Origin of the sequence: Micromonospora sp. NPDC005173, assembly GCF_040608515.1 — a bacterium.
Lineage (GTDB): Bacteria > Actinomycetota > Actinomycetes > Mycobacteriales > Micromonosporaceae > Micromonospora.
Genome location: NZ_JBEXIK010000009.1, coordinates 56,614 through 74,917, shown reverse-complemented (window position 1 = coordinate 74,917; position 18,304 = coordinate 56,614). Strand labels below are relative to the sequence as shown.

The following is an 18,304-nucleotide window of genomic DNA, read 5'->3' as shown; positions in this document are numbered from 1 at the left end:
CGCAGCGTAGCATCACCAAGTTGACTATGACGCCATGTTCAGTTTACTGTGTTCGAGATTACTTTGACGTCTCCGGGAGGGCCGATGACCCGCTCCGACATCCCCGCACCTGAGTGCCTCCGAGTCGTCACCGAGTGGCTTCAGAACCTCGAAGCCGCGATGGACACAGAGGACCTGAACCGGCTCGCCGATCTCTTCATGCCAAATGCCGACTGGCGTGACCTCGTCTCATTCACCTGGGACGTCCGAACCACGCTCGGCGGCCGAGAGGCTGCCGCCGGCCTCATCGCGCGCAACCGCGACGTGAAGGCGCACGCCTTCACCCCGGTTCACGGACGCACACCACCCCGGGTCGTCGTCCGCGCCGACGACGACGTCGTCGAGGGCTTGTTCACCTTCGAGACGGCGTTCGGTCACGGCACCGGCGTCCTGCGGCTCGACCTGGGGGCGGGGCTGCCGCTGCGGGCCCGCACCTTGTTGACGACCTTGCAGGATCTAACCGGATTCGAGGAGCGTCGCGGAGCCAACCGGCCACACGGCACGGCGTACTCGCGGACATTCGGCGGAAAGAACTGGCTCGACCTCCGCCAGGAGGAGCAGCGTTACGACGACCGCTCCCCCGAGGTGTTGATCGTCGGTGCAGGCCAGGCGGGCCTGTCAATCGCGGCCCGGCTGCGCACCATCGGTGTCGACGCCCTGATCGTGGACAAGCACGAACGCGTGGGTGACGTCTGGCGCAAGCGCTACCACTCACTCACCCTGCACAACGAATCCTGGGTGGCGAGCCTGCCATACCTGCCCTACCCCGACACCTGGCCCACCTACATCCCGAAAGACAAGCTGGCCAACTGGTTCGAGCACTACGCCGACATCATGGAACTCAACGTCTGGACCGCAACCGAGTTCGCCGGCGGGACCTACGACGAGGGCGAGCAGACTTGGACGGTCACCGTTCGGCGCGACGGTGCCGAACGGATCCTCAGACCCCGGCACGTCGTCATCGCGACCGGCGGCGTGAGCGGCGTGCCCAACCGTCCGCGCCTTCCCGGCCTCGAGAACTTCCGCGGCGACGTCCTCCACTCCACGCAGTACACATCCGGAACCCAGTTCCAAAACCGCAAGGCCTTGGTCATCGGAACGGGAACGAGCGGACACGACGTCGCGCAGGATCTGCACGCCCTCGGGTCCGACGTGGTCATCGTGCAGCGGCAGCCCACGACCGTGGTAAGCCTCGAACCTAGCGGGATCATGGTCTACGCCCTCTACTCGGAGGGCACCCCCACCGAAGACGTCGACCTCATCGCGGCGGCCAACTCGTTCCCGACTTTGATCAAGGCCAACCAGATCCTCGCCCAGCGGATGCTCGAGGCCGACAAGGAGATCCTGGACCGCCTGCACGCCGTCGGTTTCCGCACGGACATCGGCGAGGACGGCACCGGCTTCCACCTGAAGTACAACCGCCGCGGTGGTGGCTACTACATCAACGTCGGCTGCTCAGAGCTGATCGCCGACGGCGAGATCGGCCTGCTGCAGGCGGACCAGATCGCTTCGTTCACTCCCCAGGGGATCGAGCTGGTCGACGGAACCGTCCAGGAGTACGACCTCGTGGTGCTGGCCACCGGTTACCGCAACCAGCAGGAGGAGGTCCGACTCTTCTTCGGCGACGCCGTCGCCGAGAAGGTCGGGCCGATCTGGGGGGTGGACGACGGCGGCGAGATGCGCAACATGTGGCGCCCCACGGCACAGCGCGGCCTCTGGTTCAACGCCGGCAGCCTCGCCGCCTGCCGGGGGTACTCGAAGTATCTGGCGGTCCAGATCAAGGCCGCTCTCCAGAACACCAGCCCCGGCTACCAGGCGAGGCCACATGCGTAAGGCTGCCGTCGTCGCGACCGCGCGGAACCCGATCGGCAAGACGTACCCCGAAGCCTTCAACGACACCCCGGGTCAGCACCTCGCCGCACAGGCGTGCGTCGATGGCGATATAGGAGCAGCCGGACTGTTCGAGGTGGCATCCTAATGAAGGCTTCGACCACTTTCGATTTCGACGGGGCGGCGGTCATCGTCACCGGCGCCGCCCGCGGGGTAGGACTCTCCATCGCGACCAGGTTCGCCACGGCCGGCGCACAGGTGTTCATGGTCGACTTCGACCGCGAGGAGCTGGAGCGGGCTGCGGCGGACATCGGCGGAGTGCCAGTGACCGCGGATGTCTCCCTTACCACCGACGTGGAGGCGGTCGTCGCCCAGGTCCTCGATAGCTGTGGCCGGATCGACGTCCTGGTCAACAATGCCGGCATCCTGCGCGACCAAGTCGTCTGGAAACTCAGCGACGCGGACTGGGATGCAGTGCTCGGAGTGCATCTTGGGGGCACGTTCCGGTTCACGCGGGCCTGCACACCCTCGTTCAGGGCCCAGAACCGGGGACGCGTCATCAACGTGACCTCATACACCGGCCTGCGTGGGAACATCGGCCAGTCGAACTACGCCGCCGCCAAGGCAGCGATCATCGGCTTCACCAAGACGACCGCCAAGGAACTGGCCCGGTTCGGCGTGACTGTCAACGCAATCTCCCCCAACGCCGAGACCCGGATGGTCGCCTCGATCCCCGACGCCAGGAAGGCCGAGCTGGCAGCCGCGATTCCCCTCGGACGGTTCGCCCACCCCGACGAGATGGCCGACGCCGTGGCATTTCTGGCCTCTGAGAGCGCGTCCTACATCACCGGCGTCGTCCTGCCTGTCGACGGCGGTATATCCATCTGACGGCTGGCTGATGTGGCCAAGCCGTTGAACGAGGCGATGGCCGACCTCAAGGTGCGCCAGGCCGCTGTCGCCAACGACGAGGAGAACTTCGGCCACGTCTTCGAGCCGGTCTTCGAGGAGAAGACGTTGAACCACTTCGAAAACGTCGCCGACCTCGGTCGCCGCTACTTCGGTCCGCAGTCGAACTTCCCAGCTCGCTCAACCGCAGCGCCGCCTGGCGACTGATCCGCCGACAAAAGGGAGTCGTCGACGACAAGGCAGGACAAGACAAGACAACACCCAGATTTGCGCCATGACCTGCTGCGGACCCTATCTACATCAGGCTGGGCACTCCACGACTTTACTGGGCCTTGCGCACCGACTGCCGCGACACAAAGCTCCCGCCGTCTCGCATCGGCGCCGTAGCAGCAGGCACGGGAGGCGGCTGGGCTACTGGCCTGTCCCGAATTTGGCCCACTTGACGGCTGTGCGGTGGGCGACGATCCGTGCACCCCGCGACCGGGCCCCCGGGCCGCCGCTACTGCCCAGTGCACGCTCCGAGTGACCGTTCCTTCAGCGCTGACGGACTCGGTGGCGGCGGATCGGAACGTCCGACAGTCACTGAGCCATTTTCATCGCGACGGTGCAGGTCACGGGCAGTGCGGGAGGCCGGTGTCGACATAGGACGAGGCTCCCGGTAAGACAGCAATCGACCAAGATCAGATGCCCCAGCCGGGAGCCTCGCTGTGCTGTCTTACCCTGCCGCGATTCCGTTGTCCACCCGCAGCCTGAACCACCTCGCCGGTCTCATCCGAGCCCGCCGTGACCAGCGGCGATCCCGATGGCGGCGCCTCGACCCCGGCCGGCAAGCCCTGCTCGCCCTGGCCCACCTGCGTAACGGTGACACCCTGACCCGCCTGGCCGCCGGGTTCGAGATCGGTGTCACGACGGCCTGGCGCTACGTCCGAGAGGCCATCGACCTACTCGCCGTCACCGCCGACGACCTGACCACGGCGATGACCAGGATCCGCCTGCTGGCCTACGCGATCCTCGACGGCACCCTGATCCCGATCGACCGAGTCAGCGACCAGAAGCCCTACTACTCCGGCAAGCATCGCCGTCACGGCGTGAACGTACAGGTCATCGCTGATCCGGCAGGCCGGCTGATCTGGGCTTCGGCCGCCCTACCCGGCTCAGTCCATGACCTGACCGCAGCCCGTACCCACGCCATCATCGACGCACTGACCAACATGAACGTGATGACCCTCGCCGACAAGGCCTACCAGGGCGCCCGCGGCAGCATCCGAACCCCGTTCAAACGCCACCGCTACCGGCCGAAACTCTCTCTGGCAGAAGAAGGCCAACCGCGCTCACGCCCGAATCCGCGCCATCGGCGAGCGCGCCAACGCCACCCTCAAGACCTGGAAAGTCCTGACCAGGCTGCGCTGCAGCCCGCACCGGGCGACCCCGATCGTGCAGGCCATCCTCGTCCTACATCACGTCGAGAACCCGACCCACCGAGGATGAAAATGGCTCACTCAAGGACGTCCACCCGCATTGCCACGAAACCACCCACCCCCAGGAGACTCCTATAGGGAATGCGGCGACGTTTTGGTTATGATCTTTATTCTCCGTAGATCCTCCCACACCCAGCGAATCGCCATCTGGGTGGCGGGCATCCGGTCGAGCACGTTGAGCCGGTCCCCGTGAACAGCAGTGCGTACCCAGGGCGCGCCTTCCGGGCGCCGGGCCATGACCAGCCGATACACCTCGTCCAACCGTTCGCGGCCGTAGGCAACCTCTAGGTCCGCGGAGTCCTCGATTGTGACCTTAACCGTGGCGGCTTCGCCGTCCAGCAAGGGCACCAGGACGGTCGCGATCCCCGGGATAGCTCCGCCCAGGAAGATGTGGCACTCCGCCCGGTATGGCATAAGCAGCGCCCGCTCCATCGTCGTGGACAAGCTCGGAAAGTGTCGCCGTACGATCTCCGCATACGCCTTGATGGCCGCCATGTGAACTGCCGCGACCCGCGCAGTCAGCTGCTCGCTTTGGTAGCCGGACCACACCGCATTCGGCGGAAACGGACCGGGGGGGCGACCTGGCCACGGATCGGCCAGGAGTCGCATCGGATCACCCTCCAAGGCAATCTCTACCAGTTCCTGCACCTCGGCCCGGGCGTACCGCCTCTTGCCATTGCCAGCGAGATCCGCTCCGTGCTCGTCCATACTCGTCAGGAGTTGCCGGCCGTACATGGCGACTTGTTCGGTGAAGGACATGGCCGTGTGCCGCGCGAACTGCTTGGGGCTCATCGACGAGGGCATCAAGCCGGCTGCCCGGTCGTGCCATTTCTCGCCGCGGAGCACTTCGATGTCAGGATCGCGGCGCATCGCCGTCAGCAGGTCGATCGCGGACCTCTCCGCCAGCGCCTGCGCCACTCGCCACGGTGCCGCTGGGTGCCTCGACACGGCCAGTCCCAAGCGCGGAAGATATCGAGTCGGCTTATCCGCGCCCTTCTTCCGCACACCGACTTCAACCCAGTCGTCAGCGGCTGAGAGAAAGAGGTCCAGCCCGGGGTCTGCGATGGGGCCAACACCCCAAGGCGCAAGCAGCTCAGGGATCGCGCCAGCCCAAGTATTGAGCGCGAAACGCACGCGCGCCGGTGAAGCGGGCCGCTCGTGATGCTGCTCTTCGCCGTTGTCACGCCTTGGGTGATCGTGCAGCGGGACGGCTTCGCCCAGCGTCCACGCGGCAGCCCCCGGATGTGCCGCGACCAATGCCGCGATCGGGCCGGAAGACTCGTCCCAAATGCCCATTGCGGCGGCCAGTGGCCACGCCGGTCGCCAGAGCTCCCAGGACTGAAGGGAGGCCATCTGCCTAGTCAGGGGGACCTCGCCTCGGAGCAATGCGCTCGCTGCGAAGTACTGCTCGAGGATTGGTGACGCGAACCGCAGTACATCGTCGTGGCGGACGACTAGGCGTGTAGCGACCAAGGCTTGCCGGACCTCGAGCGCGCCGGCTTCGCGCTGCGCGACGCGACCTCTGCCGTGCATGCTCTTGGCGGCGAGGCGACGTAGGAAGGCATGGATGTCGATCCCTGCTTCGTTCTCTCGTTCGAGCACCTCCTCTGCGAGCGCGCCGAGTAGTTCGATCGGCGTCCGGAATCGCGGCTCTCGGCTGCGAAGGTATCTGGCGGAGAGGATGGCGAAGAGCGGCTTGCGCGCCTCCTCCTGGAGTCCTCGCGGCAGCGACCAGCGGCGCAGATGCTCACCGCCGACGATCCCGAGGATCAGGTCGACCTGCTCGTCAGTAAGCAGTCCGATGATCGCGTCGGCATCGATGCCGAGGTATCCCGGCCGCGAGAAAAGGAAGATGGTGGAGCCGGGCGAGAGAAGCGTGAGGTGACGCGCCTGGCTTAGAAGGTCACGGGCCTGATCTCGGCCCACCTCGTCCAGGCCATCGATGACGACGTGCCATGAGGTCGCGTCGGGCGGCCCTCCGGCTCGTACGGCCTGATCTAGCTTCTCCGATGCCAGATCTCGAGCCCCTAAAAAGGCTGGCCAAGGCGCCGCCGGCTCGGATCGCGCCCGGTGGATCGCGTTGCGATGCAACATGTCCGCATGAGTCGACTTGCCGCTGCCCAATTCACCCTCGACCACTATAAGACCCGTCAGGCCCCGCCCGCCAGAGGACCTGATCGGCGGTGCCAGCTCATGCCACCGCACCTCAATCTGATCGACGGCATCGGAGGACACCTGAAGTGACTCTAGGCGTTCGTGAACGCGAACAATCGAACGTTGCTCCAGGTCGTCGAGAACAAATGATCGATCAAACTCATTTTTGCTAAGCCGACTTGCATGGATTCTGATAACCATCACGACGGCCATGTGCAACACGACAGCAATGACGAAAGGGATGACGGTAGCAAGGCGACTACCGTTGGTGACGACGTTGGTCGCGACGGCCGACCCCACGGCGGCGAGGACCTCGACCGGGGCGGCGATCAGCTGCCACTTCGTCTGCTGCTTCATAGGCTGCTGCGCTGGCTTTTTCCTAGAGGGGCGCACAGTCGGCGCCGAGCATCCTGATGATAGGGGTCGTCGACCAGCAGCAGCGAGGGCCGAGCGGTCTTGCACGTTGCACCACGCCTGCTCACGTGCCTCCGCCAGGACCGCCGCGCCGGCCTCTCACGACTGCCGGTGCAGCTCGGGTCCGCGCCACACGTCCATGCCAGCACCGCGGGCCTGCACATGGATCTGTCTGCCGGAGACGATGTCGGCGGTGGCCGAGACGTACCCGGCCACGACGGGTTTACTGATCGAGCGCTACGGCGAACTAGGCCACGTGGTTGGCGGCGATGACCCCCGGTCTTCGCCGCGTGCTGCCGGGCAGCGGTAGCTCGCGCACCGCAGTGACGACCACCGAGAGGTCGAACTCCGATCACTCCGGTACGACGGCATTGCATCGGAGTAGCGGCCCGGCGTTCCTCCTCAGCCATTCGACAGGCAGGATCCTGGTGCCGGTCACGTCGAGGGAGCTGGATGGGATCGCCCGAGTGTCCTCAACGGCTTACGCCGCTGGTCGGGGCATCGCAGCGCCCATTCGTGCCGATGATCAGATGCCTTGCCCAGCCGGTCGCGCACCGGGGTAGGGGAGTCGAGCTGCGCAACTTCGCTGCGGCACATCCCCTCGACATCGGTGAGCAGCGTTCCGACTGCCCGGGGCGGGCGCGCTGGCCGTGCCGTCATGTGGGACGCTGATCCCATAGGCAACGCTCTGGCCAGTTCTTCGGCTTGGAAACCTCTTCGGCGGATCTGAAGTCGCCGGCGTCCGGGCGTCGACGCCGGCGTCCCGCAAGAAATCATAGAAACTCCATCACAATTGCGAGGCGCGTACGGCACCCACGCTGTAGCCGCGTGAACCGCCCCGAGTCTGGTGGAGTCCTCGATGCGACGACGTCTAGGGAGACCGACTCGGCGTCGCTAGAAGGCGTCGCCACTCAGCCAGGTATCTGGTAGGCCGAACCAACACCGGCCACCGCAAGGTCCGCGCCCGTGCCGAACACGCCCTCGCCCGGCTCAAGACCTACAAGATCCTGTGCGACTACCGTCGCGCCGCCCGAACCTTAGCCACCACCGCAGCCGGCATCGCCCACCTGCACAACATCGCCCTGGCCGACTGACCCGCAGCCGTTCACCAGCAACACCTGCACCGAAATACGAGCCATCGCTCCCGTCGCGGATCGTTCGACTCCTTCCACGTCTTGGTCCGCTGGAACGTGATCTCGTGTTTGCGCAGCAACTGCCGCAGCCGTGCGCGGCCCACCGACACCCTGCGGTCAGGGTGTGTCGGCCAGGTGGTCGGCGAGTTTGCGAATGCTCCAGCGGGTGAACGGCAGCCCGAGCTTCATCGGGCGGGTGTTGGCCGTCGAGACGATGAACTGCTCGTCGTCAGGACTGATCTGGCGGGGACGGCCACCCGACCGCTGAGGGTCCAGGCTGGGCATCCCCATCTCGTTAAAGCGGTGGATGACTTGGCGCACGCAGTCCTCGTCGGCCTGCACGAGGCGGGCGATCGCCGAGACCGTGTTCCCGCCGGCTGGGGCGAGCACGACCATCGCCCGGCGCAGCCGCACCGCCGACCCGGTCCCGCGACGCACCAGTCGCTGCAGCTTGCAACCCTCTTGATCACTTAGTCGGCGTACTCGAACGGGTTCTGCCACCGCCACAGCCTCAACCGATGCCGGGTCCGCTACGTGGACCCGACCCGGTGTGTCACCCAACTCGGCCAACGTTTGTGGTCACGGCACTAGCTGCCACAGCTCTAGGGAAGTCGCCCCAAAAACGGCCTGCCCGTTCCGGTTCCGCGCCGGGCCGGGCCGCGAGTGCGGCTCCCGAGTGCCTTCTGCGTCTACGATCGGCGCATGTCGGATCACCCGTTCCCGCCCGATCTGATGGACGATCTCCGCTACGTGCTCAACGACATGGATGCGTGGCAGCTCGACGTTGTGGGCTGGGCGCGCGTCGACACCCTCCTCGAGCGGGTAACGGCCGCCCTCCTGGCCGGGACAGCCGACAGCCTCCGGGATGCCGTCGACGCCTTGGAACTGAGTGGGCCTACGAGGACGAAGAGTGCGGACAGCGGGACCACGGACAGGCAGCCGCCGAAGATCCGCGACAAGATCGTCACCCTCAAGGACACCCTTGACAGCCCCAAGCGCTCCGGCGCGACCAAGTCGGGCGGTGAGTCCCGTCAGAGCCGCTGACCAGGAGCTCGTGGTTCACCTTTTTGCCCGAGCGGACGGACCGTACGCCGTGGCCGCCTACGACGAACTAAGAGAAGTCTGGCATCGCTGTCGGGACGTGCTAGGCATGACCGCCCCGCTCTCGCGCTCGGGGTTGCCGGTGACCCTGCCGCCGACACTGGACGACCTACCCCGAGACTCGGGAGGCGGGGAGCTGGTCGTGGCCGCTCAGCAGCACCCCAGCATGCTGTACCAGGCGATCCTGCGCCGCTTCCCCACAATGATCAACTTGTCGGCGGTCCTTTCCCCCTCGCCGCAGGCCGGCGCGCCAGGCTGGAGGGAGCTGGATCAGTTGTGGCGGTCGGCGGCTGGACCCTGGTCCGGGCAGCTAATAGGGGCGGCGTATCTGTTCCTGGGCAAAAGTGGTCCGCTCACGGTGGACGATCCGGAGCTAGCGCAGCAGGTAGCCGCCGACCTGCCGCGCATCGAGTCACCCGGATGGTGGCACAACGGGATGATGACCGCCGGCGGCTTCGCGCTCTGGGAACCCGGTCTGCACGGCTCCGACGGCCGTACCGAGCGGCAGTTCCTGATCCTCGCCCTCCCGGACCGCGACGACCAGCTCAGCGACTGGACTTGGTCGAACGGCGAAGCGGTCTTGCCACCGCTCGGCCACCACCTTCGGCACGCCGCCGCGGTCCGCCACCAGGTATGTGTGTGGCAGGAGGCGGACGACATGCGCCGAGTGCAGCACCAACTCGACACCGTTGGCCCCGAGGAACTGCCGAGGATCCGCGCCGACCTAGCGTACTGGCGGGCGGCCTTGCGCGAGATGCGGCAGAGCATGAAGAACACGGAAGCTGCCATGCGAGCTGCCCTTGGCCCGGACGCCTCCGCCGCCGCCGGCCCGATCGCCGACGACCTAGCGCTGGTCGCGTGGCTCCGCGGCGGCCTCAAGGACGACCTGGCGAACCTCACCATCGCCGACGATCGAGCCCGTGCCCTCAGCCAACTTTCAGGAGAAACCGCACCGATGCCGAACTCCCGCGACGTCTTCGTGATCCACGGCCGCGACGACCAGGCCCGCCGGGCCCTCTGGAGCTTCCTTCAGGCCATCGACCTGCACCCGCTCGACTGGGAGGAGGTCGTGCAGGAAACCGGTGGGCCGTCGCCGTACATGGGTGAGGTTCTGGCAAAAGCCTTCGAGCACAACCAGGCCGCCGTCGTCCTCATGACCCCGGACGACGGCGCCATGCTGCACGAGAGTCTGCGGGACAAGGGCGATGCATCCTTCGAGAGCGAGCTGACCGGCCAACCTCGCCCTAACGTCCTAGTGGAGGCGGGCATGGCTCTGGGCCTGCAACGCGACCGCACGGTCATCATCCAGGTCGGCAGGCTGCGGCCGATCTCCGACCTAGCGGGCATCAACACCATCCACTTCAACGGTACGGTGCCTAGCCTCCAGAAGATCGCACAGCGCCTGAAAGCCGCCGGCTGCGCCGTCAACACGACGGGAATTGACTGGCTGGACGTTAGCCGCTTCAAGGACCTGGCGACGTACGACCGGACGTTCTGACCGGTCGCACGCCGCCGTCAGGCGTCGCCGACCACGACGAACGGCGCCCAGTGCTCGGGGAGCTCGGCGAGGCGGCGCCGATCGCTGTCCGAGTGGAAGACTCGCGGCAACCTGGCATCCGCTGCGAACGCGTTTACCTCGGTGGCGGTGGCGTTCCGCAGCCACGCCTGTGCCCGGCTCAACGCACGGGCCGGCCGCATAGGCCCTTCCCCCGTACCGGGGTCACCTTGCAGGTAATTGCGGTAAAAGCGGCACATGAGCACCGGCGCGGTCTGATCAGAAACTGGCCACAACGAGCCGATCGCGGTGGCCGCGCCTGAGTACAGCAGGCCAGTCGGCAGGCCCAGCGCTTCCTCGGGTGTACGCGTCAAATCAGTCACGGCGGTCTCGCACGCCGAGGCGACGGCGAGTCGCACCCCGCTGAGCAGGTGACCGTCGAACAGGTCGCGTAGGGTCACCATCGAGGAACCGGCCAGCAAGATCCCGGACTCGAATGGACGGACCGGCTCATACGCCGCATGACAGGCAACGTGTAGATGAGTGGTTCCCGGCAGGGCCGCCAGCAGCGCCTCCTGGGTCGCTTCCCGGCCTGACAATCCGGTGCCGCCCGAGGCGAACAATGCCCGAACGGCTGCCGTCTCAGCGACCGTGCCCGGCAACGAGGCAGCACTCCTAAGCGGATCCGAGATCGTGAGAAGCCTGCGGGGACGATCCGGCAGACGAGGCACGCGGGCAGCTTGCAGCACTCGCGCGGATGGCGCGTACGCCACGTCCATCTCGTCGATCAAGCAGCGAGAGCCCGTCTCTCGCGTGTACCGCGCGGCATGCACGGGAAGAGCGCTGAGCAGCCCCGTTCCCACGACAATGATCTGCTCGACACCGAGCACGGCGAGTCGCGCGGCCACGATACCCAGAAATTGGCCCCCCAGGAGATCGAGAACCGGCCGGCTCCACAGCTCACCTGTCGTCAGTAAGGCGCTGATGAGCTCCGTTTCGGTCAGCGGCGCGTACACAGCTTGAGTCGTCCCGTCCGGGCCGACGATCAGGGCGACACTGCCCCGCTCCGCGGCCACGAGGTAGGCGATTACCTCACCTGAGTGGAGAATCCCCGAAGCGTCCGCGACGTCGCTGGTTGTGGCGAAGTCTGTGAGGCCGCGCTGGCTTCTGATCTCCGCCCGGACGGACCGCAGCCGGGCCTCGGCGCCGGTGATCCGGCCGTACAACTGGTACCGCTGCTCGGTACCGATGTCGTGGCGACGCTGCAGTGCTTCCAGGACCTGTAGCTCCTCCGTCGCGTTCCGGTAGTCCTCGGCCAGCCGAGGGTCCAGGTCCCGCAGCCCGGCCAGGTCGATCCCATCCCGATCGAGCAGGCGTGCCACCTCGCGAGCACGCGCCCTTTCCAGTAGGGCCACGGCACCGTGTACATCGCCGGCGCGGGCGACGGCGTAGGCGGCCTCGCGGTGGAGTCCACCGATCCGGTACAGCTCGGCGGCGCGGCCAGCCGCCAAGCCTGCAGCCTCGTACCGGGTATCGGCGATGGCGACCGCCCTATGGAAGATATCGGCGGCGCCAGTCCAGTCGTCGTCGAAGGTGTGCAGGCGTCCGAGCATCTGCAGGGCTGGCCAGGCTAGGTCTGGCGCCGACAACGTTACGGCCAGCGGCGCTGACCGGTCCAACAGGCTCCGAGCACACGCGAGATCACCGGGGCCGTCGCGGAGAATCAGAGTTCTAGCTAGCTCATTTGCTGACTCCAGCCAGTGCAGCGGCACCTCGGCGACCGGCCGTCCGGCCAAGGCCAACCTGTGCTGCTCAACAACCTCATCTAGATCACCATCTGGTTCGTGTTCCAGCGACAGTGCGAGGTTGTAGTGAGCAGCCGCTGCATCGTACCGCTGGTCGTGTCGTTCGTAGATCTCCGCAGCGAGCCTGTTGCGCTCCGCCGCCTCCCGCAGGTCGTCCCTCGTTGGGTCATCCAGCAGGCTCAAGGTATTGGACAGATTGTCGCAGATGTTGGCATATTCGACGGGATCGTCATCGACGCTGATCAGCGCCAGTGCCTCACGGTAAAGGTCGAGCGCCTTCCGAATGTCGGTCTGCTCGGCGCGGCCGCGGCTTTGAGCGAGCGCGTCAGCCATCGCGCGCATTGCCACAGCAACCTCCACGGGCTGTCCGAGCTGGCTGTACAGGTCGCGAGCCTGCTGGGCGTACCGCAGAGCCCGAGCGTGATTAGCATCTAGGTCTCCGCGAAGCCTCTCTCGGTAGACAAGGCTCAGGTTCAGGGCTGTGCTCGCCCGCGCCGCGGGATCGGCGAGCTCGCGCAACGCCTCCCTCAGGCATCGCCGTGCTTCCTCCATGTTCTCGGGATCGGAGGTCATCGCCCGGTCGGAAAGAACCAAGCCGAGGTTAGTCATCGTGGTGGCCCAGTTCTGCGGATGCTCCTCCCGAGTGAAGACCGTTAGGGCGGCGCGCAAGCGATGCAACGCCCGCCTGAGGTTGCGCGGCCGGTCCTGAGGATGCTGCCGATATACGATGGCGAGCGTTGCCATCGCCCGTGCCCAGTCGTACGGGTGAGTCTTCTTCCGATAAATTCTCAGTGCACGGCGCAGCGCTGCGATGGCCAAGTCGGCGTGCGCGGCTAAGTTGCCGTTCCGGATGTTGCGCCTAGCGATGGCGGCGACCACGAGAGCCTCCGCGGCCAACTCCTCGTTCCCTTCATGGCACAACAGCTCAGCGGCTTCTGTTGCCTGATCTGCGGCCCGAGTCAGCTGACCTGAGTTCATCTCGCCGCAGGCGCTCACGAAGAGTCCGAGACCGGGGCCATCCGGAAGAGCCGGAGTGTCAGGCTGCTCGTCGTTGAGTGCCTCGGCCAGGAAATGTCGCACGACGGGAACCAGCTCATGACCGAGCGGCACGAGCCGGATGAGCGCGGCTTGGGCATACTGCTCCGCAAGCCGGTCGTCGCCGGCCATCCGCGCCAGGCGGGCCGCAGTGAACGCGCTGGACCCAGCGCGCGCAGGCTCGTGCGCGGCATCGAAAAGCTCTTTCGCGGCGCTCAGGAGGTCGATCGCCGACTCGAAGTCGCCGCGTTCGGCGCGGTCCTCGGCGAGCGCCACTAGCGTTCGTGCCTCCCCGCTCCGGTCACCGATCTCAGCGAAGATCGATCGGGCGTCCTCCGTGTAGCGAAGCGCCAGATCCTCGTCGTCGAACTCAGCCACGATCGGCGCCAGGTTGCCGTAACAGCGAGCCTCGCCCAGCCGATCGCCGAGCCGTTTAAAGATCACAAGCGCTTGGTGCAGCTTGTCGATCGCCTGCTCAGGTTCGTGCCGCTCGAACAGGACCTGGCCCAGATGCGCGAGAGCCTGCGCCTGCAGATCAGGCATGCCAACCTCTCCTGCCAGCCGGGAGACGAGAGTGAAGGTCTGCGCGGCGAAGGCCGGCTCGTTAAGATACTGCTCGCCGATGCCGCGGTTGTGCAGCAGGCGCAAGGCAGTGAATGGGTTCGCGGGACCCGCGAACAGAACACCGGCGGAGGCGACCTCCGCCAATTCAGGCCACCGTTCGAGCTGCGCGAGCACTACTACTGCCGCCTCCGCGACCGCGGCCAGCGCTTGATCCGGTGCCTGCGGCGCCGACCGGATGTATTGCAGCACTTCCTCAAGGGAGGGCGGCACGGACGGATGGGACACCCCATCATGTTGGTTGACGAGTACGGCCAACGCCACTGCCAATACCGACCAAGCCGCGCTGCGTGCTGGTCTGCCGACCCCGCCATCTGCGGGAAACACTCACATCCGACCAACGCGAGGCCGAGAACGCCTGGCGTTACCTTGCCAGCCTGTACCGCTTGGAAAGTCGGTTACAGCTACGCCACCTGGGCGTATTCGTTGATCAGCCCGTTGAGGATCTTCCGGCGGCGAACTCGTGCTGTGGTCAGGTCGGCGACCGGTGAGGGCGGTACGTCGGTGGCGTTGGGTGAGTGTTGGCGTCGTCCTTGGTGAGCTCGGTGGTCGTTGAAGCGCGTCACGTACTCGCCGAGGCTGCCCAGTAGGTGGCGTTGGTTGTAGATCAGCATCCGGTCGAGGCACTCACGGCGGACGGTGCGTACCCATCGTTCCGCGTACGCGTTCGCCCGCGGTGCCCTCGGGCGGGGTACGCAGGATCTCGATGCCCTCGGTGGTGAAGACCTCGTCGAACGCAGCGGTGTACTTGCTGTCACGATCCCGAATCAAGAACCTGAACTGGGCCTCGATCTCCGAGGTCCAGCAACAGGTTCCGCGCCTGCTGGGTAACCCACCCCCGCCGGGTTCGTGGTGGCCCGGAGGATATGTACCCGCCGGATCGCAATCTCCATCAGGAACAGCACGTAGACCCGGGTCAGCCCGATCGTGTCCACAAGCAGGAAGTCGCAGGCCAGGACGCCCCTGGCCTGAGCTGTCAGGAACTCGGTCCAGGTCGGCCCGCCGCGCCGCGGAGCCGGGTCGACGGCAGCGGCGGTCAGGATCGTCCACACACGGTGCTGGGAGCGACCCGATAACCGAGCCTGAGGAGCTCGCCCTGCACTCGGCGGTGGCCCCAGGTCGGGTTCTCCCGGGCCAGGCGCAGCACCAGGGCGCGGATCTCCGCCCGTATCGGTGGACGCCCGGGTCGTCGTTGCGGGTAAGTCCAATTCCGGGCGACCAGTTCACGGTGCCAGCGCAGCAACGTGGCCGCGGTGACAAAGAACGTCGGCCACCGGGAACGAGGAAGCAGCCGTGAAAGGGCTGACAGCATCACTCGATCGTTGGGCTCCAGGTCCAGGCATGCCACCTGCCGGCGCAGGACCGCGACCTGATGACGCAGCACGAAAATCTCGATGTCCTTGGACCGGTCGCCGCGCAGGCCTTGGCCTACCAGCCGCAGGATCTGACACAAGATCAGATACCCGAAAGACAGGAACATGCCCGCCACTTTGCCCCACGGCCGGCCAACCGGGCCGTACAGAACCGCACCTCAGAGGCCAGAACCGGGTTTCCGAGCGGTACAGGCCAACACCCTTTCCAGCTCGACGTGCTGAAGGAGCGGTTCATCTCGTACCCGCAGACGCGCCGCACAAGACGGCGGGGTCACGTTGAAGATAATGTGCTGGTTGTTGCGCCGGAAATGGTTTCGTAGTTTCTCAATGAGGCTCTGAGGTTCGTTGCTATCTCTTCTGTTTCGCCAATTGATAACTCCTGGACATCGCCCCACTCTGTGCCGCCGCCAGGAAGCGTTCCTGCCACATGGAAATGGACGTGTGGAATTGTCTGATGTGCCGGAACGCCGTTGTTCTGCCATACGGCTATGCCTGGCCGCTGCTCTGTCAGGTCGATAGCTCGCGCTGCTCGCCTGACTAGTTGCATGATCGCTTGTGATTCATCTTCTTCCAGCTCAAGAAGCGTTGGGCAATGCCGGACGGGTGTGACTAGGAGATGGGACGCGCCTCGCTGTTCTCGGGTGACTAGAATGGCTGCTAGGTCCGAGCGTTCGAGAATCGAGTAGGGCCTTTTGCCGGACAGGTAATCACAAAAGGCGCAGTCGTCGGTCTGAGGGATTTCTAGATGCGATGACATGTCAAGAATCCTGTAGTGATTTCAAGAAGGCCTGAAGTTCCAGCATGTCGAGGCGCTCCACATCTTCGGGGCGAACCACGATATCCAGTCGATCACATACTCGTGTCTGGCGAGATGCAAACATAAACGACATGGCGATGAAGCGGATTGAGTCTTGGGCGGGAAGAATTTGAGAAAGACGTGCAAGTCCGCCACCCACTACGGGTATCGCTACGGGATCGCCGTTGGCGCGCGCTCTGACCTCGCGCCAAAGACTCTCCAAACTGCACCAGATGCCATCCATCGTTGAATGCGCCTGATTTGCTGCGTCCATCTCCCCGTAGGCGACACAAAAGTAGTGCTTGCGATGTTGCTGAATGGTAACGACCGTTCCGGCTGCATAGCGGACGGTCTTTCCTGGCTTCTGGATGTGCCCCACAGGTGTGTGCTGCGTTAGCCCCTGCGCAAGGTCGCCGTCCAGTGCTGCCAGGTCGTTCGAATACACGCGCTCAAGAAGTTGGCCTTGAATGCTCCGGGGATGGATGACGTGGGGAATCTGGGTGTCGAACGTCGTTGTCATACCGATGACCAGGTTGCTTTGCTGGGAGAACAGATCTCCCTCGACAATGCGAATTTCCGTACTAGGCTTCGAGTAATTCTGTGATACTGGTCGCGGGTATGAGCGGATCGCTGCGTAGGTTATTGCAACCAGCAGCATCGGAAGAAGGGAAGGAAAGTTTAGTTTTGAGATGGCGTTAGGTTCGAGAACGTCGTATAAGCCGAACAATATTGCGATCAGGCCGATGCATGAGAATGCGTGCGTGGCGAACGCTTGCCAAAAGCGGGGACGCTTAATATCCCGCAGGACGCCAAATCTGCTCATAATCCTAGCTTCGTGTAAACTTCTGACTTGTAGTGGTGGGGGCCCGTCTTGTTGCTGCCAGCGAAGGCTGGTGCGTAGTTGTCCAGTGCGAGCTTTATAATCGCAGGCTGGAACGAGACCGACAGGGTGTAGTAGTCGGCGTCGAGTAGAGGGCGAGGGATGAAGTCACGGTCGATGCACCGATCGCCATCCAGGTTCGCAACAACCACCGGAAGCTTGAGTCGAAGGATTGCGCCGACCTCATATGCCAGGAATGAAGTGCCGTCGCTGCCCTTTTTCTTGCCGATCTTAGACCCGAGAAGAACTACCTGCTTGGCATTCTTTATTCTCTCCCCGAGTCTGGATTTTATGGACTCGGGCTGACTTGAGTCTCGGGCCTGGTATAGATCGTGGGCGTCGTAGAAGTTAAAATCGATGTGCTGGTTGTCGCGCCATGCCTCCATCAGCCAATAGCACTTGATGTCCTCGCTGGCAAACGCGACATATGTCTTGTTTCGGTAACTCATCATCCCCCCACGGGCCGGTGCCTGCAGTTCCGGTGGTGTGGTGCATAGGGACCGGAGTGTACCGAAGTTGGGCGCGAAAGCGTTCCCGCTGGCTCCTTGGCTTAAATGCAGGCCAGTTGTACCATTGACCGTTTTGAGACGAATAGTGTTGACCCGTCTGATCGGCCTGGTGAGAGAGAGCTCAGCCCCGGCCGTAGCCCTCGAGTTAGCGGCGGAAACCGCCACGATTGACGGCGCCAACGAAGACAAGCCAGGCCGCCGGGTCAAAGGTCAGAACAGGGCCAGCCATCTCTGGGTAACACCACCCCGGTCCGTGATGTCGAATCTGCGCAACTATCCCGCTCGGGTACGCGCCATCCTGGGCAACGCCAACCCAGGCGTGGCATCACGGCTGGCCACAATCACCCCGCTCTGGGCGGGACGCGGCCCGCGGCGGCGATCGGGAAGCGGCGAGCAGAACAACAGCCAGCCACGCATCACCACACAGCAACGCCGATCAACATGAGATCGTCTGCACCGTCATCCAACGGCGCTCCGGCTATCGGCTGTAAGCCCGCCCCGACCACACCATCCGCATCGCGTCGGAGCCAGAGCCGCCCTACTGCGGCGTCGCCCTCACGGCGGGCGAGGACGACACGACCTTCGTAAAGGTCGAGTTGTCCGGAGGTGACCGGCTCGAAGACCTCGCCGGGCGCCTCCGTCACCAGGAATCGGCGAGTCGCGGTAAGGGCCAGGCCACCACAGCCCTGCGCCAGTTCCGGCAGGTACTGACGCACGTACGCGCCGCCTCCGGCG

The 18,304-nt window shown here is 65.0% G+C and carries 14 protein-coding genes and 2 pseudogenes; 7 read left to right on the top strand and 9 right to left on the bottom strand.

The annotated features are described in order from the left end of the window. The first annotated feature begins 84 nt into the window (after nucleotides 1–84). From ABZV00_RS13380 to ABZV00_RS13365, 4 genes and pseudogenes are all read left to right on the top strand, one after another. Entirely contained in the window at nucleotides 85–1,872 is a 1,788-nt protein-coding gene (locus ABZV00_RS13380; RefSeq protein WP_355605306.1) for an NAD(P)/FAD-dependent oxidoreductase, read from the top strand. 144 nt (nucleotides 1,873–2,016) lie between these two features. After that, nucleotides 2,017–2,757, top strand: coding sequence for an SDR family oxidoreductase (locus tag ABZV00_RS13375; RefSeq protein ID WP_355605303.1), 741 nt, complete (start codon nucleotides 2,017–2,019; stop codon nucleotides 2,755–2,757). A gap of 12 nt (nucleotides 2,758–2,769) precedes the next feature. Continuing rightward, nucleotides 2,770–2,982, top strand: coding sequence for a hypothetical protein (locus ABZV00_RS13370; RefSeq protein WP_355605300.1), 213 nt, complete (start codon nucleotides 2,770–2,772; stop codon nucleotides 2,980–2,982). Nucleotides 2,983–3,482: 500 nt separating this feature from the next. Next, a pseudogene (locus tag ABZV00_RS13365) lies at nucleotides 3,483–4,263 on the top strand (transposase family protein). Nucleotides 4,264–4,325: 62 nt separating this feature from the next. Here ABZV00_RS13365 and ABZV00_RS13360 read toward each other — a convergent pair. Beyond that, a complete protein-coding gene (locus ABZV00_RS13360) occupies nucleotides 4,326–6,764 on the bottom strand; it encodes a hypothetical protein (protein ID WP_355605298.1) in 2,439 nt (812 codons plus the stop codon). A gap of 995 nt (nucleotides 6,765–7,759) precedes the next feature. Between ABZV00_RS13360 and ABZV00_RS13355 the strand changes: the two are divergent. Continuing rightward, nucleotides 7,760–7,915, top strand: a pseudogene (locus ABZV00_RS13355) (IS5/IS1182 family transposase); the annotation flags it as partial. 156 nt (nucleotides 7,916–8,071) lie between these two features. On the opposite strand, the gene ABZV00_RS13350 reads toward ABZV00_RS13355, so the two are convergent. Continuing rightward, a complete protein-coding gene (locus tag ABZV00_RS13350; protein ID WP_355605295.1) occupies nucleotides 8,072–8,392 on the bottom strand; it encodes a helix-turn-helix domain-containing protein in 321 nt (106 codons plus the stop codon). Nucleotides 8,393–8,656: 264 nt separating this feature from the next. Here ABZV00_RS13350 and ABZV00_RS13345 point away from each other — a divergent pair, with 264 nt between their 5' ends. Further along, on the top strand, nucleotides 8,657–8,998 hold the full coding sequence (locus ABZV00_RS13345) for a CATRA system-associated protein (RefSeq protein ID WP_355605292.1): 342 nt from the start codon (nucleotides 8,657–8,659) through the stop codon (nucleotides 8,996–8,998). Next, entirely contained in the window at nucleotides 8,976–10,553 is a 1,578-nt protein-coding gene (locus ABZV00_RS13340) for a CATRA conflict system CASPASE/TPR repeat-associated protein (protein WP_355605576.1), read from the top strand. Before ABZV00_RS13345 ends, ABZV00_RS13340 begins: the two co-directional genes overlap by 23 nt. Nucleotides 10,554–10,570: 17 nt before the next feature. On the opposite strand, the gene ABZV00_RS13335 is transcribed toward ABZV00_RS13340, so the two are convergent. From ABZV00_RS13335 to ABZV00_RS13305, 7 genes are all read right to left on the bottom strand, one after another. Further along, nucleotides 10,571–14,239 carry a CHAT domain-containing protein gene (locus tag ABZV00_RS13335; protein ID WP_355605289.1) on the bottom strand — a complete coding sequence of 1,223 codons (3,669 nt, stop codon included), beginning with the start codon at nucleotides 14,237–14,239 and terminating at the stop codon, nucleotides 10,571–10,573. Nucleotides 14,240–14,415: 176 nt separating this feature from the next. Beyond that, nucleotides 14,416–14,769 (bottom strand): integrase core domain-containing protein, encoded by a 354-nt coding sequence (locus tag ABZV00_RS13330; RefSeq protein ID WP_355605287.1) that lies wholly within the window; start codon nucleotides 14,767–14,769, stop codon nucleotides 14,416–14,418. A 278-nt stretch (nucleotides 14,770–15,047) separates the two neighbouring features. After that, nucleotides 15,048–15,500, bottom strand: a complete 453-nt coding sequence (locus ABZV00_RS13325) for a helix-turn-helix domain-containing protein (RefSeq protein WP_355605285.1) — start codon at nucleotides 15,498–15,500, stop codon at nucleotides 15,048–15,050. 155 nt (nucleotides 15,501–15,655) lie between these two features. Then, nucleotides 15,656–16,141 carry an HIT family protein gene (locus tag ABZV00_RS13320; RefSeq protein WP_355605282.1) on the bottom strand — a complete coding sequence of 162 codons (486 nt, stop codon included), beginning with the start codon at nucleotides 16,139–16,141 and terminating at the stop codon, nucleotides 15,656–15,658. A 1-nt stretch (nucleotide 16,142) separates the two neighbouring features. Continuing rightward, nucleotides 16,143–17,003, bottom strand: a complete 861-nt coding sequence (locus tag ABZV00_RS13315; RefSeq protein WP_355605279.1) for a macro domain-containing protein — start codon at nucleotides 17,001–17,003, stop codon at nucleotides 16,143–16,145. Beyond that, nucleotides 17,000–17,509 (bottom strand): TIR domain-containing protein, encoded by a 510-nt coding sequence (locus ABZV00_RS13310; RefSeq protein ID WP_355605277.1) that lies wholly within the window; start codon nucleotides 17,507–17,509, stop codon nucleotides 17,000–17,002. Before ABZV00_RS13310 ends, ABZV00_RS13315 begins: the two co-directional genes overlap by 4 nt. A 476-nt stretch (nucleotides 17,510–17,985) precedes the next feature. After that, nucleotides 17,986–18,285: a hypothetical protein gene (locus ABZV00_RS13305; RefSeq protein WP_355605274.1), complete on the bottom strand. Its 300-nt coding sequence runs from the start codon at nucleotides 18,283–18,285 to the stop codon at nucleotides 17,986–17,988. Between the last annotated feature and the right edge of the window lie 19 nt (nucleotides 18,286–18,304).